This is a genomic window from Hahella ganghwensis DSM 17046, from assembly GCF_000376785.1.
Classification (GTDB): Bacteria; Pseudomonadota; Gammaproteobacteria; order Pseudomonadales; family Oleiphilaceae; genus Hahella; species Hahella ganghwensis.
Map to the genome: position 1 here is coordinate 59,407 of NZ_AQXX01000127.1, position 21,197 is coordinate 80,603.

General features: G+C 52.8%; 15 protein-coding genes. All 15 read right to left on the reverse strand.

Features of this window, described 5'->3' with window-relative positions:
* The 15 genes from F566_RS0119295 to F566_RS0119365 all read right to left on the reverse strand — a co-directional run bounded on the left by F566_RS0119295 (position 1) and on the right by F566_RS0119365 (position 21,179).
* Positions 1-2,061 (reverse strand): methyl-accepting chemotaxis protein, encoded by a 2,061-nt coding sequence (locus F566_RS0119295; RefSeq protein ID WP_020408669.1) that lies wholly within the window; start codon positions 2,059-2,061, stop codon positions 1-3.
* 8 nt (positions 2,062-2,069) lie between these two features.
* Positions 2,070-3,575, reverse strand: a complete 1,506-nt coding sequence (locus F566_RS0119300; RefSeq protein WP_020408670.1) for a hypothetical protein — start codon at positions 3,573-3,575, stop codon at positions 2,070-2,072.
* 115 nt (positions 3,576-3,690) lie between these two features.
* Positions 3,691-6,144: a ligand-binding sensor domain-containing protein gene (locus tag F566_RS35660; protein ID WP_020408671.1), complete on the reverse strand. Its 2,454-nt coding sequence runs from the start codon at positions 6,142-6,144 to the stop codon at positions 3,691-3,693.
* Positions 6,137-7,927 (reverse strand): baseplate J/gp47 family protein, encoded by a 1,791-nt coding sequence (locus tag F566_RS33480; RefSeq protein WP_020408672.1) that lies wholly within the window; start codon positions 7,925-7,927, stop codon positions 6,137-6,139. The genes F566_RS35660 and F566_RS33480 overlap by 8 nt, the downstream gene beginning before the upstream one ends.
* 76 nt (positions 7,928-8,003) lie before the next feature.
* Positions 8,004-8,468: a GPW/gp25 family protein gene (locus F566_RS0119315; protein ID WP_020408673.1), complete on the reverse strand. Its 465-nt coding sequence runs from the start codon at positions 8,466-8,468 to the stop codon at positions 8,004-8,006.
* A 21-nt stretch (positions 8,469-8,489) separates the two neighbouring features.
* Positions 8,490-8,885 (reverse strand): PAAR domain-containing protein, encoded by a 396-nt coding sequence (locus tag F566_RS0119320; protein WP_020408674.1) that lies wholly within the window; start codon positions 8,883-8,885, stop codon positions 8,490-8,492.
* Between the two features lie 96 nt (positions 8,886-8,981).
* Positions 8,982-9,599, reverse strand: a complete 618-nt coding sequence (locus F566_RS0119325; protein ID WP_020408675.1) for a phage baseplate assembly protein V — start codon at positions 9,597-9,599, stop codon at positions 8,982-8,984.
* Positions 9,596-10,717 (reverse strand): hypothetical protein, encoded by a 1,122-nt coding sequence (locus tag F566_RS0119330; protein WP_020408676.1) that lies wholly within the window; start codon positions 10,715-10,717, stop codon positions 9,596-9,598. The genes F566_RS0119325 and F566_RS0119330 overlap by 4 nt, the downstream gene beginning before the upstream one ends.
* Positions 10,717-13,488, reverse strand: a complete 2,772-nt coding sequence (locus F566_RS0119335) for a M23 family metallopeptidase (RefSeq protein WP_020408677.1) — start codon at positions 13,486-13,488, stop codon at positions 10,717-10,719. Before F566_RS0119335 ends, F566_RS0119330 begins: the two co-directional genes overlap by 1 nt.
* Positions 13,489-13,498: 10 nt before the next feature.
* Positions 13,499-16,972: a hypothetical protein gene (locus tag F566_RS0119340; RefSeq protein ID WP_020408678.1), complete on the reverse strand. Its 3,474-nt coding sequence runs from the start codon at positions 16,970-16,972 to the stop codon at positions 13,499-13,501.
* Between the two features lie 18 nt (positions 16,973-16,990).
* A complete protein-coding gene (locus F566_RS0119345) occupies positions 16,991-17,587 on the reverse strand; it encodes a hypothetical protein (protein ID WP_020408679.1) in 597 nt (198 codons plus the stop codon).
* Positions 17,584-18,828, reverse strand: a complete 1,245-nt coding sequence (locus F566_RS0119350; protein ID WP_020408680.1) for a hypothetical protein — start codon at positions 18,826-18,828, stop codon at positions 17,584-17,586. The genes F566_RS0119345 and F566_RS0119350 overlap by 4 nt, the downstream gene beginning before the upstream one ends.
* A 154-nt stretch (positions 18,829-18,982) precedes the next feature.
* Positions 18,983-19,453 (reverse strand): hypothetical protein, encoded by a 471-nt coding sequence (locus F566_RS0119355; protein WP_020408681.1) that lies wholly within the window; start codon positions 19,451-19,453, stop codon positions 18,983-18,985.
* Between the two features lies 1 nt (position 19,454).
* A complete protein-coding gene (locus tag F566_RS0119360) occupies positions 19,455-19,949 on the reverse strand; it encodes a hypothetical protein (RefSeq protein WP_020408682.1) in 495 nt (164 codons plus the stop codon).
* 147 nt (positions 19,950-20,096) lie between these two features.
* Positions 20,097-21,179: a phage tail sheath C-terminal domain-containing protein gene (locus F566_RS0119365; RefSeq protein ID WP_020408683.1), complete on the reverse strand. Its 1,083-nt coding sequence runs from the start codon at positions 21,177-21,179 to the stop codon at positions 20,097-20,099.
* Positions 21,180-21,197: the final 18 nt, after the last annotated feature.

Here is a 21,197-nt window from a genome sequence, read left to right on the forward strand (position 1 = left end):
TCAGCCTCGGATAGGTCTATTGCGGATATCGATAAAGTTGCCCTGGGCATCACGGGTGATATCTGTTTTCAATACAGCATCTTTGTTCAGGGTGGTCATTTTTGAATCGAGGCCTGACACCTGGGTGTCAAGACCTGCAACCCGCGTATCCATGCCTGCGACTTGTGTATCCAAGCCCGAAACGCGCGTATCTATCCCTGACACTTTGGTATCTATCCCTGATACTTTGGTATCTATCCCTGACACTTTGGTATCCAGGCCTGAGATCTGTGTATCCAGACCGGAGAGCTGGGAGTCAAGCCCGGTGATTTGCGTGTTGAGCCCTGAGACTTGATTGTTCAGTCCGGTAACCTGAACATTCAGGCCGTCAAACCGGGTATCGAGTTGATTGACGCTGGTATTGATATCGGTGACCCGGGTGTCTATGTTGCGCAGGTCCAGTTCCAATTGTTCAAAGTCCGTATTGATCTGCTGGAAGTTGGTGTCCAGTTGCAGCACGTTGCTGTCGATACGTTCCAGTTCTGTATTGATCTGAACAATGTTGCCCTGCACGTTGACCAGGCTGGCATCCATGGTTTCCACTTCCCCTTTAAGGTCATTGACCTCAAGTTGGAGTTCAGAATAACGTCCGTTCTGAGTATCCAATTGACCGTTAAGTTTATCGATCCGGGTGTTGAGCTGACCAATGGACCCCAGAATTTCATCATTATTGAGGAGTTTGTCACTCAATCTCTTATCGAAGGTGGATTCCATTTCCACCCGGGTCTGGTTAACCAGGGCCAGGGTTCCTGTATCCGCACTGGATATGGCGTTACCGGCTAGCAACAAACTGGGGTACATGGTTTTTTGGGTGTGAGCCGGATAGCTGGTGATTTCCTTTGCCAGAAACCGCTGGATCTCCTTGCCGATGACTCTCTTGCCGAGCGCTTCTCCAATCAAACCGTTTTTTCCTGCCACAAACCGATAGGCCTGGCCTAGAATGGCAGCGGTGACACCGGCTTCCGATTCGTTGTGTTCTTTGGCGTCAACGAAAGTCTGCTGCAGGTTATTGCCGGATAGTTGTTCAAGGTAGACCTGATACCAGGGCATCAGCCACTGACGCCATTGTACGTTGTAGATGCCTACCTGTGCCGCCGTGGCATCGGCGATTGGGGTCGGCTGAACCAGCGTCTGGGTATCTGCATCCAAGTATACTCTTAACAGTCCGGTGTGATGCTTCCACTGATACAGGTAATCATGGTGATTCAGGTTTTCACTCAGCAGTTTGCCGGTACTCCGGTAAATAATATCCATGGCCGCACGCAGGCGCTTATTGCGAACATCCTCATAAAGTGCCACTAACTGCAGGAACTCCCCACGAATATCTCTGGGGGCCGTTGCATCGGTGTCGAGATGACGCAAGGCTTCTTGCAGGGCACTGAACTGGTCAACCGTCAGTCGTTCGTCAAAGATATTGCGCAGACGCAGGCGCAGGGAGCCATCTGAGGCGGTTCGTGAGCTGATGACCTGACCCTCACGGATCTCATAGCCGAACTGGGTACTGATCCACATGTCATGGCTTTCCACCGTGACAGGAAGATTGGCAACCGGGCGACCTGTTGCGGCCGACAGAACTTTGATTCCCAGAGGCATTTCCTGACCGACCCAGGGAAGGTCGGAGGGAGGTTGTATGGCGATTCGAAACTGGTCAGCAGTGGAGACTGTCGGTTGTCTCGGGGCTGATTTCACTTGTGCTGCCACTTCTCTTTGAATCAGAGTTTCTAAGGTCAGAGGAGTGAATTGGGGCAAAGGAATACCCAGTACGACAGAAACAATTTCGGTGAAGCGTTCTGGACCTACTTGATAGACATCCATCAGTTGCTCCAGGTCGGTAAAACCTTCCGGCAGTTGACTGCGATAATCCAGAATGTGCTGACCCACTCTCACGCCAACATCCAATTCATCAGGGATTTCGATGCGTTCCGCAATTTCTTCAGCGGTTTGTACACTATTGAGGAAAGCCAGGACTTCATTGGTCTGTCCTGGCGTGAGATCCTCGGGAGTCAGATAGACGATCGCCATGTCGGTGCTCAGCTGCCCAATTGATTCCGGATCAATTCAATATCTGCCGTGATTTTGTTGACGCCAAATTGAATGCTGCTGTCGTCAAACACATTGATGGCTTTCACACTGTCGTTGATCAGGTTCAGTCGTTGGTCAATATTGACCCCGACGTTTTCCGCTGCCTGCATACGCCCTTCAAGAACAGCGATAGACTGGGTGACGTTTTCTGTTTCCTGTACCTTGCCGGTGAGATTATGAATTTCATCACCCAGCCCGGCAGACTGTTTCTGCATGGAAAGGAAAGCGGTTGCTGTGGGAATGCCTTGCGCGGCGGTCGTATTAACCGAATACACCCATTGATTAATATCATTGGCACCTTGGACGGCAACCGCGTTGGTTACCTGGTCTTTGAACTGGGTCATAACAGGATCCGTGACCCCTCCCAACTGACCGATGGCTTCTCTGATCGTATCGAATGTCTTCATGCGCCCGATGACGCCTTTGTCTATCAGCTTTTCAGCCATCAAGCCTTCAAAATCCAGAGTGGCTTCGCCGATTGGCTTGGTGAATATGGGTTCCAGATCCGGTATGACATCGATAACGCCGGGATTGATATCCAGGACATAGTCATTGATCCAATAGTTGATCCAGTCGCGGAAAGTAATCTGGATCGAGCTGGCGCCCCGACTATAGTCCGCGGTGGTTGGGTCGCCGTCAGGCTTGGCCATGGCCATCACGGTTGCCCGATAGTCCCGCCAACTGGGGAAAGGGTTGGGGCGAATCGGGCGAATCTGGTATTCCGGCATCCGGACAAAATACGTGTCCACGTAACTGCGCATGGCATTGGTGTCGGCCCGTTCATACTCCTTGGAGAGGGCCTTGAATGCTGCCTGGGCAGTGAACTCTGTCGGGCTGTTGGCGGCCAGCAGTGTCTGCGCGATGGTGGTATTGCTCACCTCCACCAGCGTTTGCAGACTACCCTGGACTTCCTGTTCTTCTGTGTCTGTGAATCCTTCGGTGTGGTCCGCACGAAGTTGAACCTGGGCAATTCCTTCGTTGTTGACCCTGACTGACACGCTATTGTCCCCAACCCCCGCCCGGCTGGTGAACCCTGGTACCTGTCTCAGTCGACCCCAACTGCTGACGAAATCCACCCAGGGACGTTCCTCAATGGGCTCGCCAGTCAGCGTCGTGACCTCGGCGGTAATCACGCAGACTTCCCCCATGGCATATCGGATACGTTCACAACTGGTGCGTACCAGATACTGGTCGAGGAGTGGTGCGATCTGGCCACGCAGCTCGTCCAGATCCTCTTCAACAGTATCCAGTCGTGCAATCGCGGCAGTGAGGTCATTTCTGAGAGCCTGTGCATCAGCTTCCACCAGATCCAATCGGGTCTGGTTATCGCTGACAGCCGTGCCGATGGTGGCGATTGATGTAATCAGTGCATTCCAGTCTGTGTGCTTGATGAGTTGCCCGGCGGATTTGGGAGCCAGTGCATTCACCTGGTTAATCGCTTGCTGTAGGGTCATCGCGTTGCTCCTCTGGTTGCAGTGAGTTGGCCGGCAACTCCAATCGTTTCATCAGGGAATTGGCCTGCCACTCTATTTGGGTGGTTTGTCATGGGGAAGTGAATTCGACACAGTTTCATAGTGGAGCCCCGCTGCTGTCGGTGATCAGCTTGCCTTCCACCGCAAGGCTCACGGGAACGCCCGCTGGTCTGACATGGTTAATGCCTCGTATAACCCGCGTTAATATCGCCGGGTCAATGGCATCTTCCGAAGTGCGTTTGAATAGTCGGATCAGAATCGCCATTGCCAATGGATCGCTGTAAACCATGGTAATCATGGCAGACGGCAGGTAGGCAAAGACACTTTCGTCAAAGCGGCCATCCACCGAGAGGTTGTCAGTTCGATAGCGGCCCGGGTAGATGTCATTGATATCCGGAGGCGGGAACAATCTGCCCTCTCGGGACCACCATGGCAGATCGTCCGGTGGGGTGACAGGCTCTGCTTCCAGTTGCAGATACCGCCAGATAGACGCTCCGGAAGGCAAGGCAGGGATAAAAGGCGGACCACCATTGACGATGGTCTGCGGATCAGGTTTACAGCGCATGATCAGTTGCTCGGGAGGTACCTCGGACTGAACACTGAATGCGTTTCCGTCCCAGCTTCCCAATTCACCCATGACACTCTCGGTGATTAAGATCTGGCTCACCGGGTTTTCCACGGATGAGCGTAATGCCAGTGCGCTGTTGTTCCAGCGACCTGCGCTGAAATCGAACTCCTCCCATTGCTCATCCACACGGTTGTAGCGCCATTGCCCTCGTGGTTCCGGGGCAAGATCGTTGGGGTAGATGGAATCTGCGCGTCCCATTTGCAGCCAGTGGCCTTCTGCCATGATAAACCGGGATATGTCGCGACCGTCGAACCTGAACAGGCCCTGGTCTGAAGCTATCCAGAGCATTCCCCTGTCGTCGGTGATCAACTGATGCACAACGCCGGAAATAATATCGGTGTAACCCTCCAGTAAAGCGCGGTAAAGCAAGTCCCTTTCATGCCGGGCGTAGTAGCGTGCCAGGCCTTCGTCTGAACCCAGCCAGAGTGACTGATCTGTGGTGATAGCCATGCTGCGTATCGGAGGCAACCCGAGAGTTTCGGCATCCGGAAGGTCAGTGATATCGATCTGTTGCCATTGCATCTGGGGATCATCTTCAGTTTCTCCCCGGTAGGCGTGCCAACGGTTGGAAGCCACATCAAACCTCAGCAGGCCCAGTTCGCATCCGAAGTAGTGTTCCTGCTCTCTGAACAGCAGACTGTAGGTGGGGACCTCGACCAGCGCGGTTTCAACGGAGATTGTTTGATCCGAAGCAATCATCATCCGGCAGGGGCCGATTTCCGTGGCAAGCCAGAATTCCTCTCCGGACTGGGTGATCTGATAGACGGGAGTGTTAACCAGTTCCGCGATAGCATTGCGCGTATAAGTGCCATCATTTGGATACAGATCAGTCGTAAACAGTCCATCTTCACAACCGATGTAAAGACGCTTGTTGAACTCAAAAAGACAATGGATATCGGTAAAAGATTCCGTCTCCATGATCCGGCTGAATGCTGAACCATCGTAACGCCACAATTGTTGTGCGCCAGCCATCCAGAGACTGCCGCAAAGGGTACGGATCAGGCTGTCAAAGGCAATGACCGGCGTGTCGGTAGACAGCTCCCATGGGCCATTGGCGGATGGGTCTTTGGATTTGATTTGTGCGCTGACATACGGTGACTGATGCAGTCCGTCCACGGTGCAAATCCAGCTTCGGCGACATGGGGTTAAGCGCAGACTCTGCCCGGCGGGCAAACTGTTATTGTACGCAATGCCGATACCGATAAGCCCGGTGTCCGAAGGGGCATAACGCTCAATCATGGGAGACTCTGTCGCCTCAACCTGATTGGGAACGGGGGCCACACCGTGAATCAGAAGTGTCGGTCGTGTTGGCAGTGCATCGCCGCGTGACACATGCCAACGCATCAGCGCTCCGACGGTTTCTGTGGGAATGCCGTTCATCTCTACCGGTAGAGTAATGGTGTCAATGCTCTGACCTTCTTCGATGGCAAATGATCGAATCCGTTCCGGTAGAGGATTCTCCAGTGTCCAGGGCAACTCGGCTTCTACCATGGCGCGGAGTGCATCCATTGTGCCCAGGCCATTTTTATAGATTCGAATGATCTTCCGGAGGCGTCGGCGATAGTTTTCGACCAGGTCTTTCTGATTCGGCGGTTCTTTCCATGGTGGAATAGAAACCAGTTTGCCGTGGCGGGCGAGGTCTTCGATATAGGGATATAGAGCGATTTCCAGCTGGTCATCGACATCTCGAACATTATAGGGCGGTAGTCCCCGGCGTTCACGATCACGCTGGGCATGTTCATCGAAGCTGGCTTTATCCGCATAGGCAAACCAGTGTGACTGCATGATCTGGGTCATCAGCTCCTGGGCCTGGTCCATACTGAATCCAAACGCATCCAGCAGGTGATTCAGCAGAGAATCCGTTCCAGGCTCTGGCCGGTATAAAGAAGGTAAATGCTGTCGCAGCTTTTCGCTTCTAGCCATCAACGGGCTCCTCCACAGGGGCTGTGACATGTATCTCCACTCCGCCCAGAGTCAAACGTTCAAACGGCGAGAGTTGATAGGGGGTGCTGGCTTCGTCTGTAATCAGGTAAGTCATTCCCGTTTCTGTCACAAATGACCATTGAACCTCGTAATTACCGAGATCCTCTTCGGTCGGAAGGTCCGGCGATTCCGGTGTTCCGATGACACTATCGAAGTCCTGAAGTGACAAGCGCGATGTGCTGGGCAGGGGAATGGCCAGCGCCAGTCTGCCAAAATTCAGGTCGCGTCTGGCGAGTTCTTCCGGCGGTGTGCCGGCATTGATTTCCACCGCATTGAGTTCATTCAGATAGGCAATATCCTCGGTCAGGGCGGTTTCAATCTGAGTCTGGTCAACGCTGTCAAAGTTTTTCGGGAAGCTGACACTGACCTGCAGCACCGTCGGCAGGTTCGGATCGGTAATCGTCAGGTCTCCCAATTCGGTCGGATTGTTGGCCAGGCTGATAATGCCGCTCTCCCGGTTCAGTACGTCTGAGCCATCAACGGTGACACTGAGAATGCGGACGTCCTGTATGCGTGCATCTGAGAGCACCATGCCGATCAGCTTGTTCATACTGCCATCGGCTTTGACTTCCAGTTTGCTGAAGTAGTCCGTGATTTTGGTTCTTACCTGATCCTGAATCGCCCTGAGCTCCTGGGTCAACAGACTATTGTCCGTGGTCAGGCGCATTTCAATATTCACCGATTGCGGGGCACTGGCGTATTGATAAGACATCAGAATGCCGGCCGGGCGAACATCATCAATGGCTTTCTCAATTTCTTTTTTACGTTCCGGGGTCAGGTCACCGCTGTGGAATGTGATTTCGACTTCACCAGGGGCGTGTTCCACGACATCAGCCAATAATTTCTGGCGTGTGATGACATTTTTAATGGCCGCAAGCGTGGCCTTTTCAGAGTTATGCAGAAAGTTGCGTGCCCGGGTACGCAGGGATTCATCGCTTTCGTCCTGCTCGGAAAGCGTGGAGGCATCCGGATTGCTGACTCCTTCAATGCCACTGATCGGTTTGGCAAGTAAACTGAGCTGTCCGCCGATGATCGGATCATTCGCCGGCAGCAGATCCCGGCCGGTCACTTTCACCGACGTCTGGCCGTCGACAAGCTTCACCTCGGCAGTCGTCTCATATTCAAAGGTGGCGTCTTCGCTTAGTACGCGGGTTCCGGCCGGGATAAAAATTTCACCTTTGCTACCCGGGCTGCGTTTGAATTCAAGGGTGACGGTATTATATCCGGCAAGTGCGCGCTCCACTCCCAGCAATGCCACCACATGGTCGAGAGATTTTCCGGTGGCCGTGTCGATAAAGCCTGCATCGTAAACCACCTGCATTTGTGCATAGAGTCCGGCCATTTCCAGGGCTGCCGCTTCCATGAGCGTGCGCGCAACACTGCCGACATGTATATCGGTGACCGGGCTCGATGTTGCCCCGCTGAAATAATTGACTTGGAAGGTGGAGCCTTTATCCGGAAGTGCACCACCATCGATCCATTCCAGCACCTGTTCGTCCACCAGCATGAAGTCCACTTCCTGTTTGAAGGCATAGTTACTGCCGTTTCGCAGGCCGTAGACGGAGGTGATCTTTTTGACTGGTGGACGTTCCAGTGGGTGCTGATAAGGGGGCTCGCTGCTGTTGGCTGGGGGAAATGGATAACTTTCAGCAGCGATCCCCCCGATCAGTCGGGTAAGGATGTTGTCCATCAGTTCAGGGTAGGTGCGCCTTCTGAAACTCATAATCTGTTCCACCCTTTGCTCATTAGTTGTGATCTGTTGTTCGGTGTGGCGTCATTTCGGAATCTGTTCATCAGGCTTACCCCAGTTCAATTCTGAAAGGACCGATTTCCACTACCTGGCTGAACCCAACGGGTAGTACGGTTAATGTCACATCGACCGTGGAGCGAGTCCCCGGCGAAGGGATGATCGACAGTTCTGTGACCTTTTCAATTCGGGGTTCACGTTTCAATGCTTCCAGAATAAACAGCTTGAGAAGATTCCGGTTGGTTTCGGTATTACCGCTGCCAATGAGTTCGTGCACCCGGGCACCGTAGTCTGGGTGTCCCAGATGACGAAGCTCTCCACGAGGCGTCAGTAACCGCATCACGACAGCCTGCTGCAGATTCCGGCGGCCACTGATCAGATCAAAATCCTTACGCCAGCCTTTGCGATCAGGTAATCGCGTATGGCTGTCACCTACCTGATAAACCGGTCGTAACTCCTGATGCAGTAGTTCCAGGTCCAGATCGCTGAGTAAGTGTTGATCCTGCACGGTCGCCATATTCCTGTTCACTCCATCCCCTCAATCGCCAATCATGACGGTGCCTGAAGCCATTACCGTCCCTACCAGCATATCTGCCGGATCGTTGCAGGTTTTGGCTTTATCGCCCATTCGTGCGGCCGCTTTTCCGTTAATAAAGACGGTATTACTGCCCAGTTCCACGGAGCCTTTGTTGGCTGGTGGTGTCTGAAACGGTCCTCCCTGGGGAATGTGGGCCGGTATATTGGTTGCGGTGCTGCCCACCACGGCAGCAGGCATGCCCATAATATTGACGTCAGAACTCAGGTTGCCGTCCAGCATACCGTTAAAAGGATGGGGCAGAGGGGTTGGTACTGGTCCTCCCGGACTGGGGATCATGACAATATGTGTGTCCGTGGCAAGAACCTTGTCGCCTTGTTTTGCTGCTGGTTTTCCCATCTCAATATCCTTTCCCATCGACTGTTTTTATTCGCCAAGATCTTGTCTAAATCTGCCAGCTCAGTCTGACTGTATTGTCAAGCCTGCAACTGAAACCTAGTTGATATTTACCATGGAGCCTTTGAGGTTCAGTTGCCCGCCAGCTTCAATCGTCATGTCTGCCCCTGACTTGATTTCCACGCCATTACCGCTGTTAAGGCTCACACTGCCATCCCGAGATATCTCCAACTTGGCTTTGCCACTGTCGACATCGATAGTGACCACCGGGTCGTCATCGATGAGCGTGAGCGTTACACCGTTGCCAACCTTCAGCTCCACGGAGGTACTATTTTCTGTATCTACCAAGAGTTCGATACCTCCGCCCCCCAACGGCAGTTGCAACACCGCCTGACCGCTGCTGTTTGCCGGTGGACGGTCTTCGTCGTTATAGAGGCTGCCGACAATAATGGGGGCATTGATGTCGCCATTGAGAAACTGCACCAGCACCAGGTCTCCGATATCAGGGATGGCGGCTGCCCCTTTGCGCATCACCATGACGGGCACTTTTTTCAGGACAATGCCGTTGTCACGCAGGACGACAGTGCAGCTGTAGTTATCGGTGTCCTCGTCATCTGCATGGGGGTGCTGCTCCTGCACCACTGCCAGCTCGGCAATGCGACTCTGACGGAGTTCTTCCCGCACGATCTGGCGGATACTGTCGTATAAGTCGCTCACAGTAGCCCCCCGAGAGATCCCAGTGCACTGGTGCCTGCTGAATCCCGGCTAAAGCCTTCAATAAAAGACAGGAATCCTTTACTGCGATCAAATGTCATCACGACTTTTTCGGCGACAAAGATAGCGTTGGCGGCTGAAAAAGGAGCGCCGGTGATTTCAAAGTACGTTCCGGGCAATACCTCTGGTGCCGCAGAAGACGTTAAGCGAACCCGGTTGGTTGCCTGTGCATCCTTGCTCATCAAAGCGGCACTAAAATTCTGCGCACTAGGTGCATCTCTCAGTACCCGCATAGGGACAACCCGGCCAGATTCTCCGGCTTCAGCGAGTGCTTTAGGGTCTTTCGTCAACCAGTTCCAGGCATCAGACCCCTGACTGGTGGCAGCCCCGCCACCAACAACTTTGACACCGGTTAATGCGGCTTCTTGAACCCAATGTTCCAGTTCAATAATGTCACTGCCGTAGGCAAAGACCTTCGCTTCTTCTCCTGTATCCAGAGCATGGGCATTCAATTGGCCGTTTGCGCCGCAGTAGCAGATCCAGTTCTGCTGTGCTGAGATCGCCTGTATATGTTGAAGCAGGCTCAGACGATCACTGACGACGTAAAATGAATACTGCTCACCACTGTCAATGCTACCTGCACCGACATTGGTTTCACCCAACAGGGATTGCACAATATCGCTGGCTGACTGCTCCTCGAAACTGGCGTTGATGCGTTTTTGCGATAGCTCAAGAAAAGGGCTGGTGATGGTCAGACGTCTATAGCCAGCCAAATGGTTTTCCAAACGTTGTATTTTGCCGGTAAAAATGGGCGTTTCTGTTTCGTCGTCAAAGCCCAAGGCTAATTCCAGTTCATCACCCAAACTGGCTTCAGGGGCGGACTCGCTCTCGAGAATATGCAGAATCACACTGCCGACGTGGTCGCCCAGGCTTAATGACATGCGCAGGCCAATGAGATGTGTTGACCAGGGATCAGGGCCTGGGTTGCCACCGAGAAGTGCGCCGGCTGCATCTGCCAAACCTCCGAGTCCGTCGCTGGCGCTCTGTTTCTGGCTGATCTTCAGCTTGGGTGTCCTGACGGCGGGCGCAGCCACCGGGTCAGTGAACGGAAGAGAAACCATTATGGATCCTCCGGCGGCGTGTTACCCGAGCGATACCAGGTTAAATGGTGAAGGCGTCCACTGGATTTGAATGGCGCTTTGGCATCGCGGAAAACAATCGGAAGTGTTCTTCTGCCTGTCATGTCTCCGGAGTTTACGATTTGAGGCATCGGGTCGGTTGCCGGATTGGCTGGGGCAGGGCCCGGACGGACATGTAAGTGAAGGTGGTTGTGGAAGCTGACGCCGGTATCACCGGCCCACATTATGTTCTCACCGCGCCTGACCTGTTGCCCGATAATATCGGCTGGCGCAATTCCCCGTTCATCAAAAGCGGCTCTGACCCCCCCTTTGGCTCCGTGCCCGTAAAAGGCGTAGGTGGTGACGGCTGCGCCTCCTTCATCCAGGTCGTGCCCCTTTTCATCGTTAGATTCTTCACCGAAGGGGTCATTATGCTGAATAATGATGAAATTCCAGCTGCCAATGCCAGGCCCGCCCGGATTGGTTCCGCCGGGAGCGGGGTCTGTATAGGCGGTCTGGCTGTCAGTTCCGTTGCTGACCAGGTCACCTGAGGCGCGGGCCTCATCACGGGCGTTATTCTGATCGGCGGTTTCCGGGTCGATGTCATCGTCAATCCAGTCAAAGTAATCCACCACCGTGCCATCCCTGATCGCGACCACCATTTCTTTGAAGGCGTGGGCAAAATCTGCGGCATAGATCTGTATGGTGCCGTCATCATCGATAAAGTGACTGAACATGCCCTGATTGGCCTGCCCAACGAAAATGGGACGCCCATCTGCAATTGGCAATCTGTAGGGGGAGGTGGTGTGATCACCATAGCCTTCAAACTCAGTATCCTCAAAATATTCCAGGTCACCGTCGGAATCGGTTCGTCGGTTCGGGTTATAACGACCGCCATCAGTGTCACCTTCATTCCAGAAGTAACTGCAGACAATATAGGTACCGAAGCCTTTATAGGCGCCCCATCCCAGTTGAATTAACAATCGCCTGGGGCTGACCGTTCTTGAAAACGCCCACCCGAATAACTCGCCGGTAATACCGGCAAGGGCGCCGAACATCCAGGAGTAAGCCAGTTGGTTCTTCAGGAAAGGCCCCATATGGGTTTCCTCAAAGGGATGGGAATAATGTTGTCTCGGTAACGCGACACGGCTCTGCAGCCAGGAATAGAAAATCAGCCAGATATTGGTCAACGGGTAACTGTACTCGTAGTTCTTGGGTTTTCCGGTGTCGTTAAAGTCGGTGTAACCGGGCCCTTTCTGGTTGATCAGTGTGAAAATGGACAGAAACCCCTCGAATGCCAGAGTGGGCCAGAGGTAAATCAGAAAAGTGTCGTGGGCGTCATCGCCGATTAACGTCATCCAATGCTGAAAACCGCCGTTGGAGCCAGTGTTGAAACCTTCAAATGAGCCTCCGAATATTGGGAGCCAGTAAAACATCAGGTCTATCCAGCTCTTGTTGGCGGTTCCCAGTTTCCATTTATCGCGGATGAATGAAGTAAACGGTGTTGTAGTCATCGGCTCGGCAAATAAACGACAGGTGTGCCAGGCCCAGAGAATGCTGTGAGTGACGTGATTACCAGGTTCGAAAGCGTGCACGGCATGTCCACCCAACCGGAACAGGATCACCAGCATATTGGTGCAGATGGTCCAGTTTTCCATGAAATCGGCAGACAGGGCGCCGGTGAAGGTGAAATGCTCGTCCTCTCCACTGGTGTTTTTGAACTGTGGCGCGTCATACCAGTGAATTTGCTGGCCGTTGGGGCTCTGGTAAAGGATTTCATCCTCATGATCCGAGTTGCCGTCGGAGTTTGCCGCCGTAGTGGCATGGCGCAAGATCAGTTTGGTGCCGTCTTCGCTGATCCAGACTTCATCTTTCGGCACCAACGGTAGCAGGTAAGTGCCGAAATACTGCCACACCAGTTTGCGGCGGCGGTTCTGATAGAGCCAGGAGGCATACCAGCAGTATTTTTGGCCGGTCCTGATGGGGGAGATTTTTTGCAGAGCACCGACACTGCCACCACCTTCCACAGCTTTGGCCAGGTCATAGATACTGGTTCCGGCATCGACCAGAGCGCGGACTTTACCAGCGAGACATTGGGCTTTCTCCTGAATGGTTTCCAACCCCATCTCCCGGAGCTTATTCATTAGAAGACGCGCGATGGTTTCGGCGTTAAAGTTGAGCTCCGGTAGGCTGCTCAGAATGTCACGCTTTAATCTTTTTGCCAGTGAGGCCACTTGCCATTGCAGTTCAATGTAGGCATTGCTGGCACCGGCAGGGATGGTCTCCATCGCGTTGATGACGATATCAATGAAGCGGGACAGCAGATCCTGCAGATAAGTCTGATTGAAGCCTATGGTCTCAAACAGGATGTTCAGCAAATCCTCGACCCAGGAGCGAAGTTTGTCCAGGCTGACGGATTCGATAAACACGGTGGCTTTATCGGCGAGATCCAGCACCAGTTTCAATGCGTCACCCACCGTTTCAATCGCCAGGTCATCGCCGATAAGATCATTAAGGCTGTTGAGAAACGGTGTGATCATGCCCTGCATGGCGGATTGTGCAGCACTCATTCTGGACTCAACATGCGCCTGCATATCCGCAATGAAATCTTCCAGATGATCACTGACCTGATTGACCAGCGGCTCCAGCCACTCCGGATTCATGGCAATTTTTTGCATCAGCGCCACAGCATCGTCGCCAAAGGCCTGATCGTAATTGAACTGCCTGAAGCGATCGATGGGTTGCGGTTGCAGTAACAGGGCGCCGATGGTCATTGCCTTTCCTCTAAAATCCGATGTTCACGTCAATGCTGATACTGGTATCCGGAGCGGCTGCCAGCATGGCCTGATAGGCTGTGTTAACCCGATCCATTTCGCTGCGCAGTTCTTCTTCCAGAGGCTCAAGTCTGGCGATCACCGCTTCCAGTAATGGGGTGACATCCAGGCTGTCAATAAATGGCTGAATATTCTCTTCAAATGCCTGCTGCAACGGTTCGACCAGCAGGGTATCCGGGTCCAGGCTTTGCAGATCCAGTAATAGGTTGTCAAAGGCTTCGGCCAGATCATCAAAACTCTCCGGCGGAACAATCAGGTTGAAACCGATACTGTCGATAATTTCCTCAAAGTTTTCGTCAAGTGCCTGCTGAATGGGGGCAGGGCTAAGAGCATTGAATTTGTCCCTCACCGTATCGAAAATCTCATTAATACTGTTCTGCAGGAAGTCCAGATTGATGCCGGACACGTTGTCGATGAGCGTCTGCACACTTTCGCCCAGATCAAGCACCGCCTGTGGGGCAGCCAACAAAACAGCAATCTTTTGATCGATTTCGGTCATCAGATTGGATAGCAGCGTGGAGAACTGGCCCAGGATGCCTTTCAGCACGCTGACCTTGCCAAGTACCGCGTTCAGAGGCCAGGCAATCTGTCGATCTATCGCCTCCCGTAGCCAGGTTTTTATTTGTGTGAGATCGGCTCCGGGTTGATTGAAGCAATCCAGGGTTCCGCCGGGGCGGTGGTAACGGTCATCCCAGCCCTCAAAACTGAGGGCAAGGCTGGCATCCAGTTCGGCTTTGACCGTGGTCAGGGAGGCCAGTTGCTGCATTACGCCACTGATTTCCTGATCGGTCACGTTAAAGGAATCCAAAAGAGCCAGCAGGTCGGTTTTCTGTGACGACTCAGGTAATGCCTCTACTTCAGAGCGAACGATGCCCGTGACGGATTGCACGAGATTCGTCAGCCGCTGGCTGGCGTTTAACTCGCTCAACAGGGTTTCGAGTGGAGAGAACTGGGTACTGATATGAGCCTGTAGGTTAACGGCCTGAGTGTTGCCGATTGCGGTGGCAAGATTATTCAATGGTGTGGTGAGGGCGCTGGTATCAATACCGTCAGGAATCTTGTCGAAAATACCGTCGATCCAGGCATCGATCTGTGCTGGTGCGCCTGCCAGGTCGTCCAGTTTATCCAGTACATGCTGGACCAGCTCCAATCCCTTTTTGATCTGATCGGTCTGTTGATTAATCGATTCCACGACCTGGGATAATGGCTGTAGAACCGCGTCCAGGTCGATGGAATCACCCAGCGCCTGCATGACAGTCTGGATTTTCTGGTCCAGGGGCTCTATCAGGTCTCCGGGATTCAACTGCCCGAGTTCCACCATCAATTGTTGGTGCAGGTTTACCAGCGGCTGTAGCAGCTGTCCGGGGCTGGCAGTCTCTTTAATACGATCCTTCAGTGTTTCAAATTCCTGCTCAAGATCATCCAGAATCTTTTGTGGAGAAAAGTCTTTCGCAGTGTCCAGTAGCTCCTGGTAGGGTTCTGAAAGCGTACCGCCGAGAAGCGATTCTGGATCGTATTGGCGAATCTGATCAAACAGTTGCTGCGGAATGTGTTTAATCTGATTGATCAGATGAATCGGGCCCGCTTCGACCAGATCACCTAACCTTTCGATCAGCGGGTTGGTCAGAGGGCGCACGTCATCCGGCAATACGGACATGGCGGTGCCCAGCATTTGAGGTAAAGGGGGATCCAGGGTGGACTCGTCAATGGAATCCAAAGCCCCTTTTACTTCATCAATTCCCTTGATCACGGTATCTGTCAGCGGCGTAAAGCTGACGCTTTCAATGCTGTCGCCGATGTCGGTCAGCTGTTGTAACTGTGTCAGGGCCTGTTGCACCTGAGGAGAGTCGAAGACACCGGTAATTGTGTCGATGACATTCTCAATCTCTCCCTGGAGACTGGAGGGATCGAATCCGTCCACAGCTGACACGAGCTCGCTCATGACAGATTCAAAGGCGGTTTTGACCGGATCAAACTGGGAGCTGAGCTCAGACTGAAGCTGAGAAGAGAAATCATCAATGGCCTGTTCTGCCTCGCTCTGGACAACACCCAGATCTATTTCATCAATGGCATCGTTCAGACTTGATAATCGGTTCTGAACTTCAAGAGTCAGATTAACCAACTGCTGATTGATTTCATCAACTACATCGCCAGCTTGCTCAAAAGGTGCGGCGATCGGTTCAAAAACGGCGGCAAGATCTATCGCGTCCAGAACCCGATCCAGAAAGTCCTGAATTTCTTCAAACAATGCTTCTACTGCAGCCATGTCTGCATTGCTGTCATCCAGTGTTGCTGGTGGCTCTCCATTAAAAATATCCCGAAGCGCAGGGCGTGGTTGCAGCAGTGAGATCAATTCGACGATCTGGTCCTCGAGCATATCCGGGAAATCCCGAAGCCGGGATAGAGCCTTACCCAGTGGGATATTAACAGTGCCGGACCAGGTCAGATGCTGTGCCTGCAGATTGGCGATGGCTGCGTTAATGCTGGCGATATTGGGATCAATGCCACTGATGTCCCCCGTTTCTACAGCATCGTGGATAGTGTTGAAAGCGGCAATCAGGTCATCAAATGCTGTTGCCAGCAGGTTCGTATCCAGGGGAGTGAGCAGATCATTGAGTTCTTGCGCGGTTTGATTGACATATTGGGTGCTGTTTCTTTCAACCGCTGTGACGGTTCGGGTCAGCGTGGCAGCAAAGTCATTGATCATGTCTGCGCCGGTCATGCTTTGCCAGGTGGTCATGGTAGCCAGGGGACCACGCAGATCATCAATAAACGGAATGGCGCGTAATACGTTATACGGAACCGGATGATTTCCCCAGAAGCCTGACAGCCAGGGCATCAGATTCTCAATGGTTAGCGGTGTAGGGAGCAGATCAACCACTGCTTTGGCATTATCAACCTGTTGCTGGCTCACGACGGGATTTTGTGGACCGGGGTTTGGTGCTCCGGGAGCGGGTGGTGCAGGTGGTTCTGCCGGAGGTTCTTCTTCCTCTGATTCAGAATCACCTGAAGGTGCACCGCTGAAGCCTTCAATCAGTCCGCAGCTCAGGTCGCCTTTGAACAACACCATAAAGGCGTTAATAACATTAATTGTGGGCTGGATAATATCGGTTACGCCGGACAGGGCTGTCAGCTCCAGCTCATCCAATCTGCCAATCACGCCAGCATTCAGTTCAGAAATATCGGCTGGAATCAGCTCCTGAAGACGATTGAAACCTCCGGTCAGATCGCCAGAAAATCCGAAATCCGGCAACTCTACTTCAGACAACAGAGTCAGGAAGTCACCGAACTCGTCAGGAGGATTGTCAATCAACTTCGCCAGAGTTTCTGCAATCGTGATCAGTTTCTGGACTTCCCCGTCAATACTGACGGTGATATTCACATCGCCAAGAGCGGTATCGAACTGTTCGGTCAGCGTCGGCATCTTTCCAATCCTCCCGAATCAACTCACACCGAACAAATCAGTGATGACAGAAGTCGCCTCACTGAGTTGGCTCATGGTGTCTTCCACTTCATCCAGCATGCCGGTGAGCGGTTCTGTTGGGTCTCCCAGATCCGGAATGCTGCCCAATGCATCAAGTGCGTCCAGTGCGCCGGTCACTGAATCGAGGAAATTGCCCGCCTGATCCAGCAGACCGGTATCAATGCCATCCAAGAGCCCTCCGGGCGGAGGTGGTGGAGGGCTTTCCGTCAATACCATCTGATAACTGGTTTGGTCTGGGTGCTGGGCATCGACATCGATTTTTAATTGCTCGATCAGAACATATTGCACATCCGTTCCTGTCAGGATGTCCGCGACAAAAGTCAGTGGTTCTCCGGCCGTATATTTCTCTCTGACCGTCTCCAGAAACTCAGTCTGGGGTTCTGTGCCAAATACTGATCCGGCAATGAAAACGCGGGTCGGCATGGCGGGAAGCTTCTGGTAACTGCCCGAAGGTAGTCCGGGAATACGCAGTGCCGCTAATGAGCGTTTCTCCAGTGTTTGAAGATTGACGACCCGGGGAATTTCCCAATCCCCCAGCATGGGTTTGATGCTCATGGCAAATTAACCCCCCTCAACCAAGCCTGTTCCCTTAGTACCCGATTGATCTGCTCAGCCAGATCCTCTGCCTGATTCAGTGGAGTGGGAGAGTCCGATGGTGTCATTGCAGGAGAGGCTTCCATGTCCAACTCAGGTATATGAATACCAGAACTGCGGCCCGTTGTTGCTGATACTTTACTAGCGGCAGAAGAGGTGTTGTTGTTTTGCTGAGTGACGGATTGCTGGCGAGAGATAGCCTGAAGATTGTCACCAGCCGACGATCCGGAGCTGTTTGATTCTGACGCAAGCGGTTGTTGCCAGAGTGTTTCCACCAATCCTTGCAGTAAATCCGAGAACCGAAAGTGTTGTTCTGAACCTGATTCTGCGTATTCAGGTGGCTGCTGGTTGCTGGCAAAGGAGGATTCGGTTGTTTTTCCGAATGGGTAGCCCTGTTGATGTCTCCTTTGATGTAGGGAATGATTATTCTGATTTGCTGCTTTCAACTTGTGGGTCTCAGGCCCTGCGACTGCGCGAGAGGCCTTGTTCCATTGTTTTTCTTTCTCCTTCTCTGCGTTGCTTACAGGCGCTTCCAGTGTCCGGTTGGCTGTATCGATAGATGTCAGTAACGCTCGTAAAACCTGAAAGGTTCCCTGAGTGCTGTTCCCTGTGGGAGGATTGGAAACAGTGGGAATTGTCAGGGCTTGATCCCCGGAAGATTGATTTTGTTTGAAACGATCCGAAGTCTTCGCGCCTTGGTGAACAGGTGGCTGGTTACCTCTAAGCGGGTGTCCTTGATGGTCTGCTTTGTTTCCTTTGCTGGCCCTAAGTTTATCAACAGGTTTTAATTTTTCGCCATTGAGCTGGGAGTGAACTCTTGATGGCGGTTCTTTATCTGCCTTTTTATTTATATGGTGATCTGTTTTATGCAACGTCAGTGCTGGGCGGGTTGGTCGGTGCCCAGCAGTTTTATTCAGCTCGGCTTTGACAACCCGCTTTCTGATGTCTTCCTTTGTATCGTCCTGTTCATCTCCCTGGCCATGGGAATTATCAGCAGGAAGTGAATTCCATTGTGTGGATTCCAGTGGATGAAAATCGACAAACTCAGGTTGCAGGACAAGTTTGCTGTACATGTCCTGTATCGCTTTTGCATCTGCCATGCCCAGCAGGTGCATAGGTAAGGGCGACATCAGTTTGCGTCTGATCTGACTGATCGCTTTGACCTGTCGCTGGATGACCTGCTCTTTAGAGACGTTGGTCATGAATCCATCCTTATTGTTATGTTGTCGGGATCGTGGTTATGTTGTCCGGAAATACTGTGACGTTGTCCGGCACCCACAAACCCGGAGTCTTTTTCCGGTAGCAGCTAGCTCTTGTAACAACCAGCACCTGTAATAGCTAGCCAGTAAAAGATCACTAGCCGGTCGCTGCTTTTTCCTTCAGCAGTTGCAGATTGAGCATCAGCTGGCCCAGAGTCAGGTCGCTGACCTGTTCAGGTGTCCAGCCAAACTCTCTTGCCAGAATAAAGGCGGCTTTAACCAGGGGGTCTTCCGCGGCACTGTGTAACTCGGCTTCGCTGGCCCCAATGCCGCTGATCCGGTTAACCTCGTCCAGCAAAAAATTCATCAGACCGATAGGCAGGCGATAGACGTCTGTCAGTTCCATACGGGGCTCCACCAGGGAGGTCTGAATCATCAACGCGGAGGTCAGGCCGTCATTTTCTTTGGCTGCCCGAGAGATCAACTGCAAATCCTTCACGGTGAGCGGGCGTAAACGAATGGAGCCCGGGCTTTGTTCACCGTCTGATGCCAGCAAGCGGTCTGGAATCTCGATCTCATGGATGAGTTCACCACCGGCCAGAAGATCGCTGGCACTGAGGGTTTTCATATCAGGCCGCCTCATCTTCGACTGTCATATACAAGGCCTGGAAGCTGGCGCCTTCCATGATGAAATCGTCTTCCGGCATGGTATAGCTCCACTGGTCCAGTTTGACTTCATGCAATGTGATGGAAGAGCGGGTTCCCGGCAGAGCAGGGTTATCAGCCAGTACCGTGATGTTGAATGCAGGCTGTGCCCAACTGGCGGCAGGACGGCTGGTGGCGGCTTCACCCAACATCAGTTTGACCAGAGCACCGTTGATATAGGCGCGTTCAATGGTGCCCTGAATGTGGATATTTCCCGGCCGCAGTTCTGAGGCATAGCGTTGTCCGATTTCATGGAATGCCTTTACATCGGACTGCACTTCGATGGTGACACCGGTAGCCCGTCCAACAGACACCATCTCGTGTTCATCTATGACGGTCTGGGCTGCCCCTCCCTCTGTACCTTCCGGAGTGGAAAGGGTGATGGATCCATCAGCCCCGGTATAAACTGAATTTGCCATGGTGTTCAGCTCCTGTTTCGATTTCTATCGGGCTGATCTTTCTCGAATCAGCCATCATTCCTGTGTGTATCATGACTCGTAGAGACGATATTGGTTGTGGTGCGACATGCAGCGAAAACTCTGGTATGACAGCGGTGTTCCTGAATATCAGGACAGTGCCAGCGTCACCCGGATGAAATCGATGCTGAAGGTGGGCTTCATCGCCACATTCACCACACAGCGTCCGGCAATTTCGTCCTGGCGGGTTGCTTTCACTTCCAGGGAATACTCCGTCAGCATTTCATCCACCACCATGGTGGTCAGGAATCCGTCTATCGCTCCCTGCAGTGCCTTGCGGACCCGTATATTGTTCAGTCGTCCGATAAACGGATTGCTCACCTGGCGAACACCTGCCTTGGCAAAATCCACAATGCGACGAGTGGTGATCTGTGAAAATGCCGCACCCTCAGTGGTCAACCCGCGTACGACCCGAATACCCTGCCTGTCCTCCAAGGGGCACACATTGGCCTGAAGCAGCGTTTTCAGTTGTCCATAGCTGAATTTCTGTTCCAACTCGGTCACATTGGAGAGGACTTTATTGGTGGCGCTGATATGGGGAGGAAGGCTGCTGAGTAACCCTGCCATGGCGGCTGCGGTGTAATTACCGGGCAATGTGACCATCGAGTCTGAGGCGCTTTCATAGGCCTGGATTCCAGGGGTAACCATGATAAAGCGCTTGTTGGCAGTGACATCTCCGGAGATATCCGCGAAGGTTTCCTTGTCGCTGCCATACACGGCAATAATGTCTTTCCCATCTGTTTCCGCCGTGTTCACAATGCCAAGTACTGTCAGCGCGTCTGCGGTGCTGAGTTCAGGCACGATCAGAATATTGATGTTTTCCTTGATCAAGCTGCTTTCGATCGCTGTGGTGAAATCCCCCGCCGAAGAACCTGCTGCCAGGGCATGAGCGAAGACTGTCGTGGCGCCGTTGCGGAATAATATTTCCAGGCTGCGCATCAGGTTGGTGGTTGCGGCACTGATGGCATCAGAAGGGGCGTATATATTCCGGGCGTCATCGAGACTCGACAGAATCTGCGTGGTGCCCAGTACGTTATCACCTCCGTCCGCGTTGGCTGCGGTCCCCACAATGCCGACATTTCCCCAGGATATGCCACCTGCACTTATGAGATTTTCAGCCTGAACGCGTATAAAGGTGCCAGGTATCACCTGTTCGGCAAAGGCATTTTCCATTGGAGCCTCCTTGGTTTT

Bases quoted from the DNA above. Each gene is read 5' to 3' on its own strand.
- F566_RS0119295 (WP_020408669.1), bottom strand. From the start codon at position 2,061: ATGGCGATCGTCTATCTGACTCCCGAGGATCTCACGCCAGGACAGACC.
- F566_RS0119300 (WP_020408670.1), bottom strand. From the start codon at position 3,575: ATGACCCTACAGCAAGCGATTAACCAGGTGAATGCACTGGCTCCCAAA.
- F566_RS35660 (WP_020408671.1), bottom strand. From the start codon at position 6,144: ATGGCTAGAAGCGAAAAGCTGCGACAGCATTTACCTTCTTTATACCGG.
- F566_RS33480 (WP_020408672.1), bottom strand. From the start codon at position 7,927: ATGAGTTTCAGAAGGCGCACCTACCCTGAACTGATGGACAACATCCTT.
- F566_RS0119315 (WP_020408673.1), bottom strand. From the start codon at position 8,468: ATGGCGACCGTGCAGGATCAACACTTACTCAGCGATCTGGACCTGGAA.
- F566_RS0119320 (WP_020408674.1), bottom strand. From the start codon at position 8,885: ATGGGAAAACCAGCAGCAAAACAAGGCGACAAGGTTCTTGCCACGGAC.
- F566_RS0119330 (WP_020408676.1), bottom strand. From the start codon at position 10,717: ATGGTTTCTCTTCCGTTCACTGACCCGGTGGCTGCGCCCGCCGTCAGG.
- F566_RS0119335 (WP_020408677.1), bottom strand. From the start codon at position 13,488: ATGACCATCGGCGCCCTGTTACTGCAACCGCAACCCATCGATCGCTTC.
- F566_RS0119340 (WP_020408678.1), bottom strand. From the start codon at position 16,972: ATGCCGACGCTGACCGAACAGTTCGATACCGCTCTTGGCGATGTGAAT.
- F566_RS0119345 (WP_020408679.1), bottom strand. From the start codon at position 17,587: ATGAGCATCAAACCCATGCTGGGGGATTGGGAAATTCCCCGGGTCGTC.
- F566_RS0119350 (WP_020408680.1), bottom strand. From the start codon at position 18,828: ATGACCAACGTCTCTAAAGAGCAGGTCATCCAGCGACAGGTCAAAGCG.
- F566_RS0119355 (WP_020408681.1), bottom strand. From the start codon at position 19,453: ATGAAAACCCTCAGTGCCAGCGATCTTCTGGCCGGTGGTGAACTCATC.
- F566_RS0119360 (WP_020408682.1), bottom strand. From the start codon at position 19,949: ATGGCAAATTCAGTTTATACCGGGGCTGATGGATCCATCACCCTTTCC.
- F566_RS0119365 (WP_020408683.1), bottom strand. From the start codon at position 21,179: ATGGAAAATGCCTTTGCCGAACAGGTGATACCTGGCACCTTTATACGC.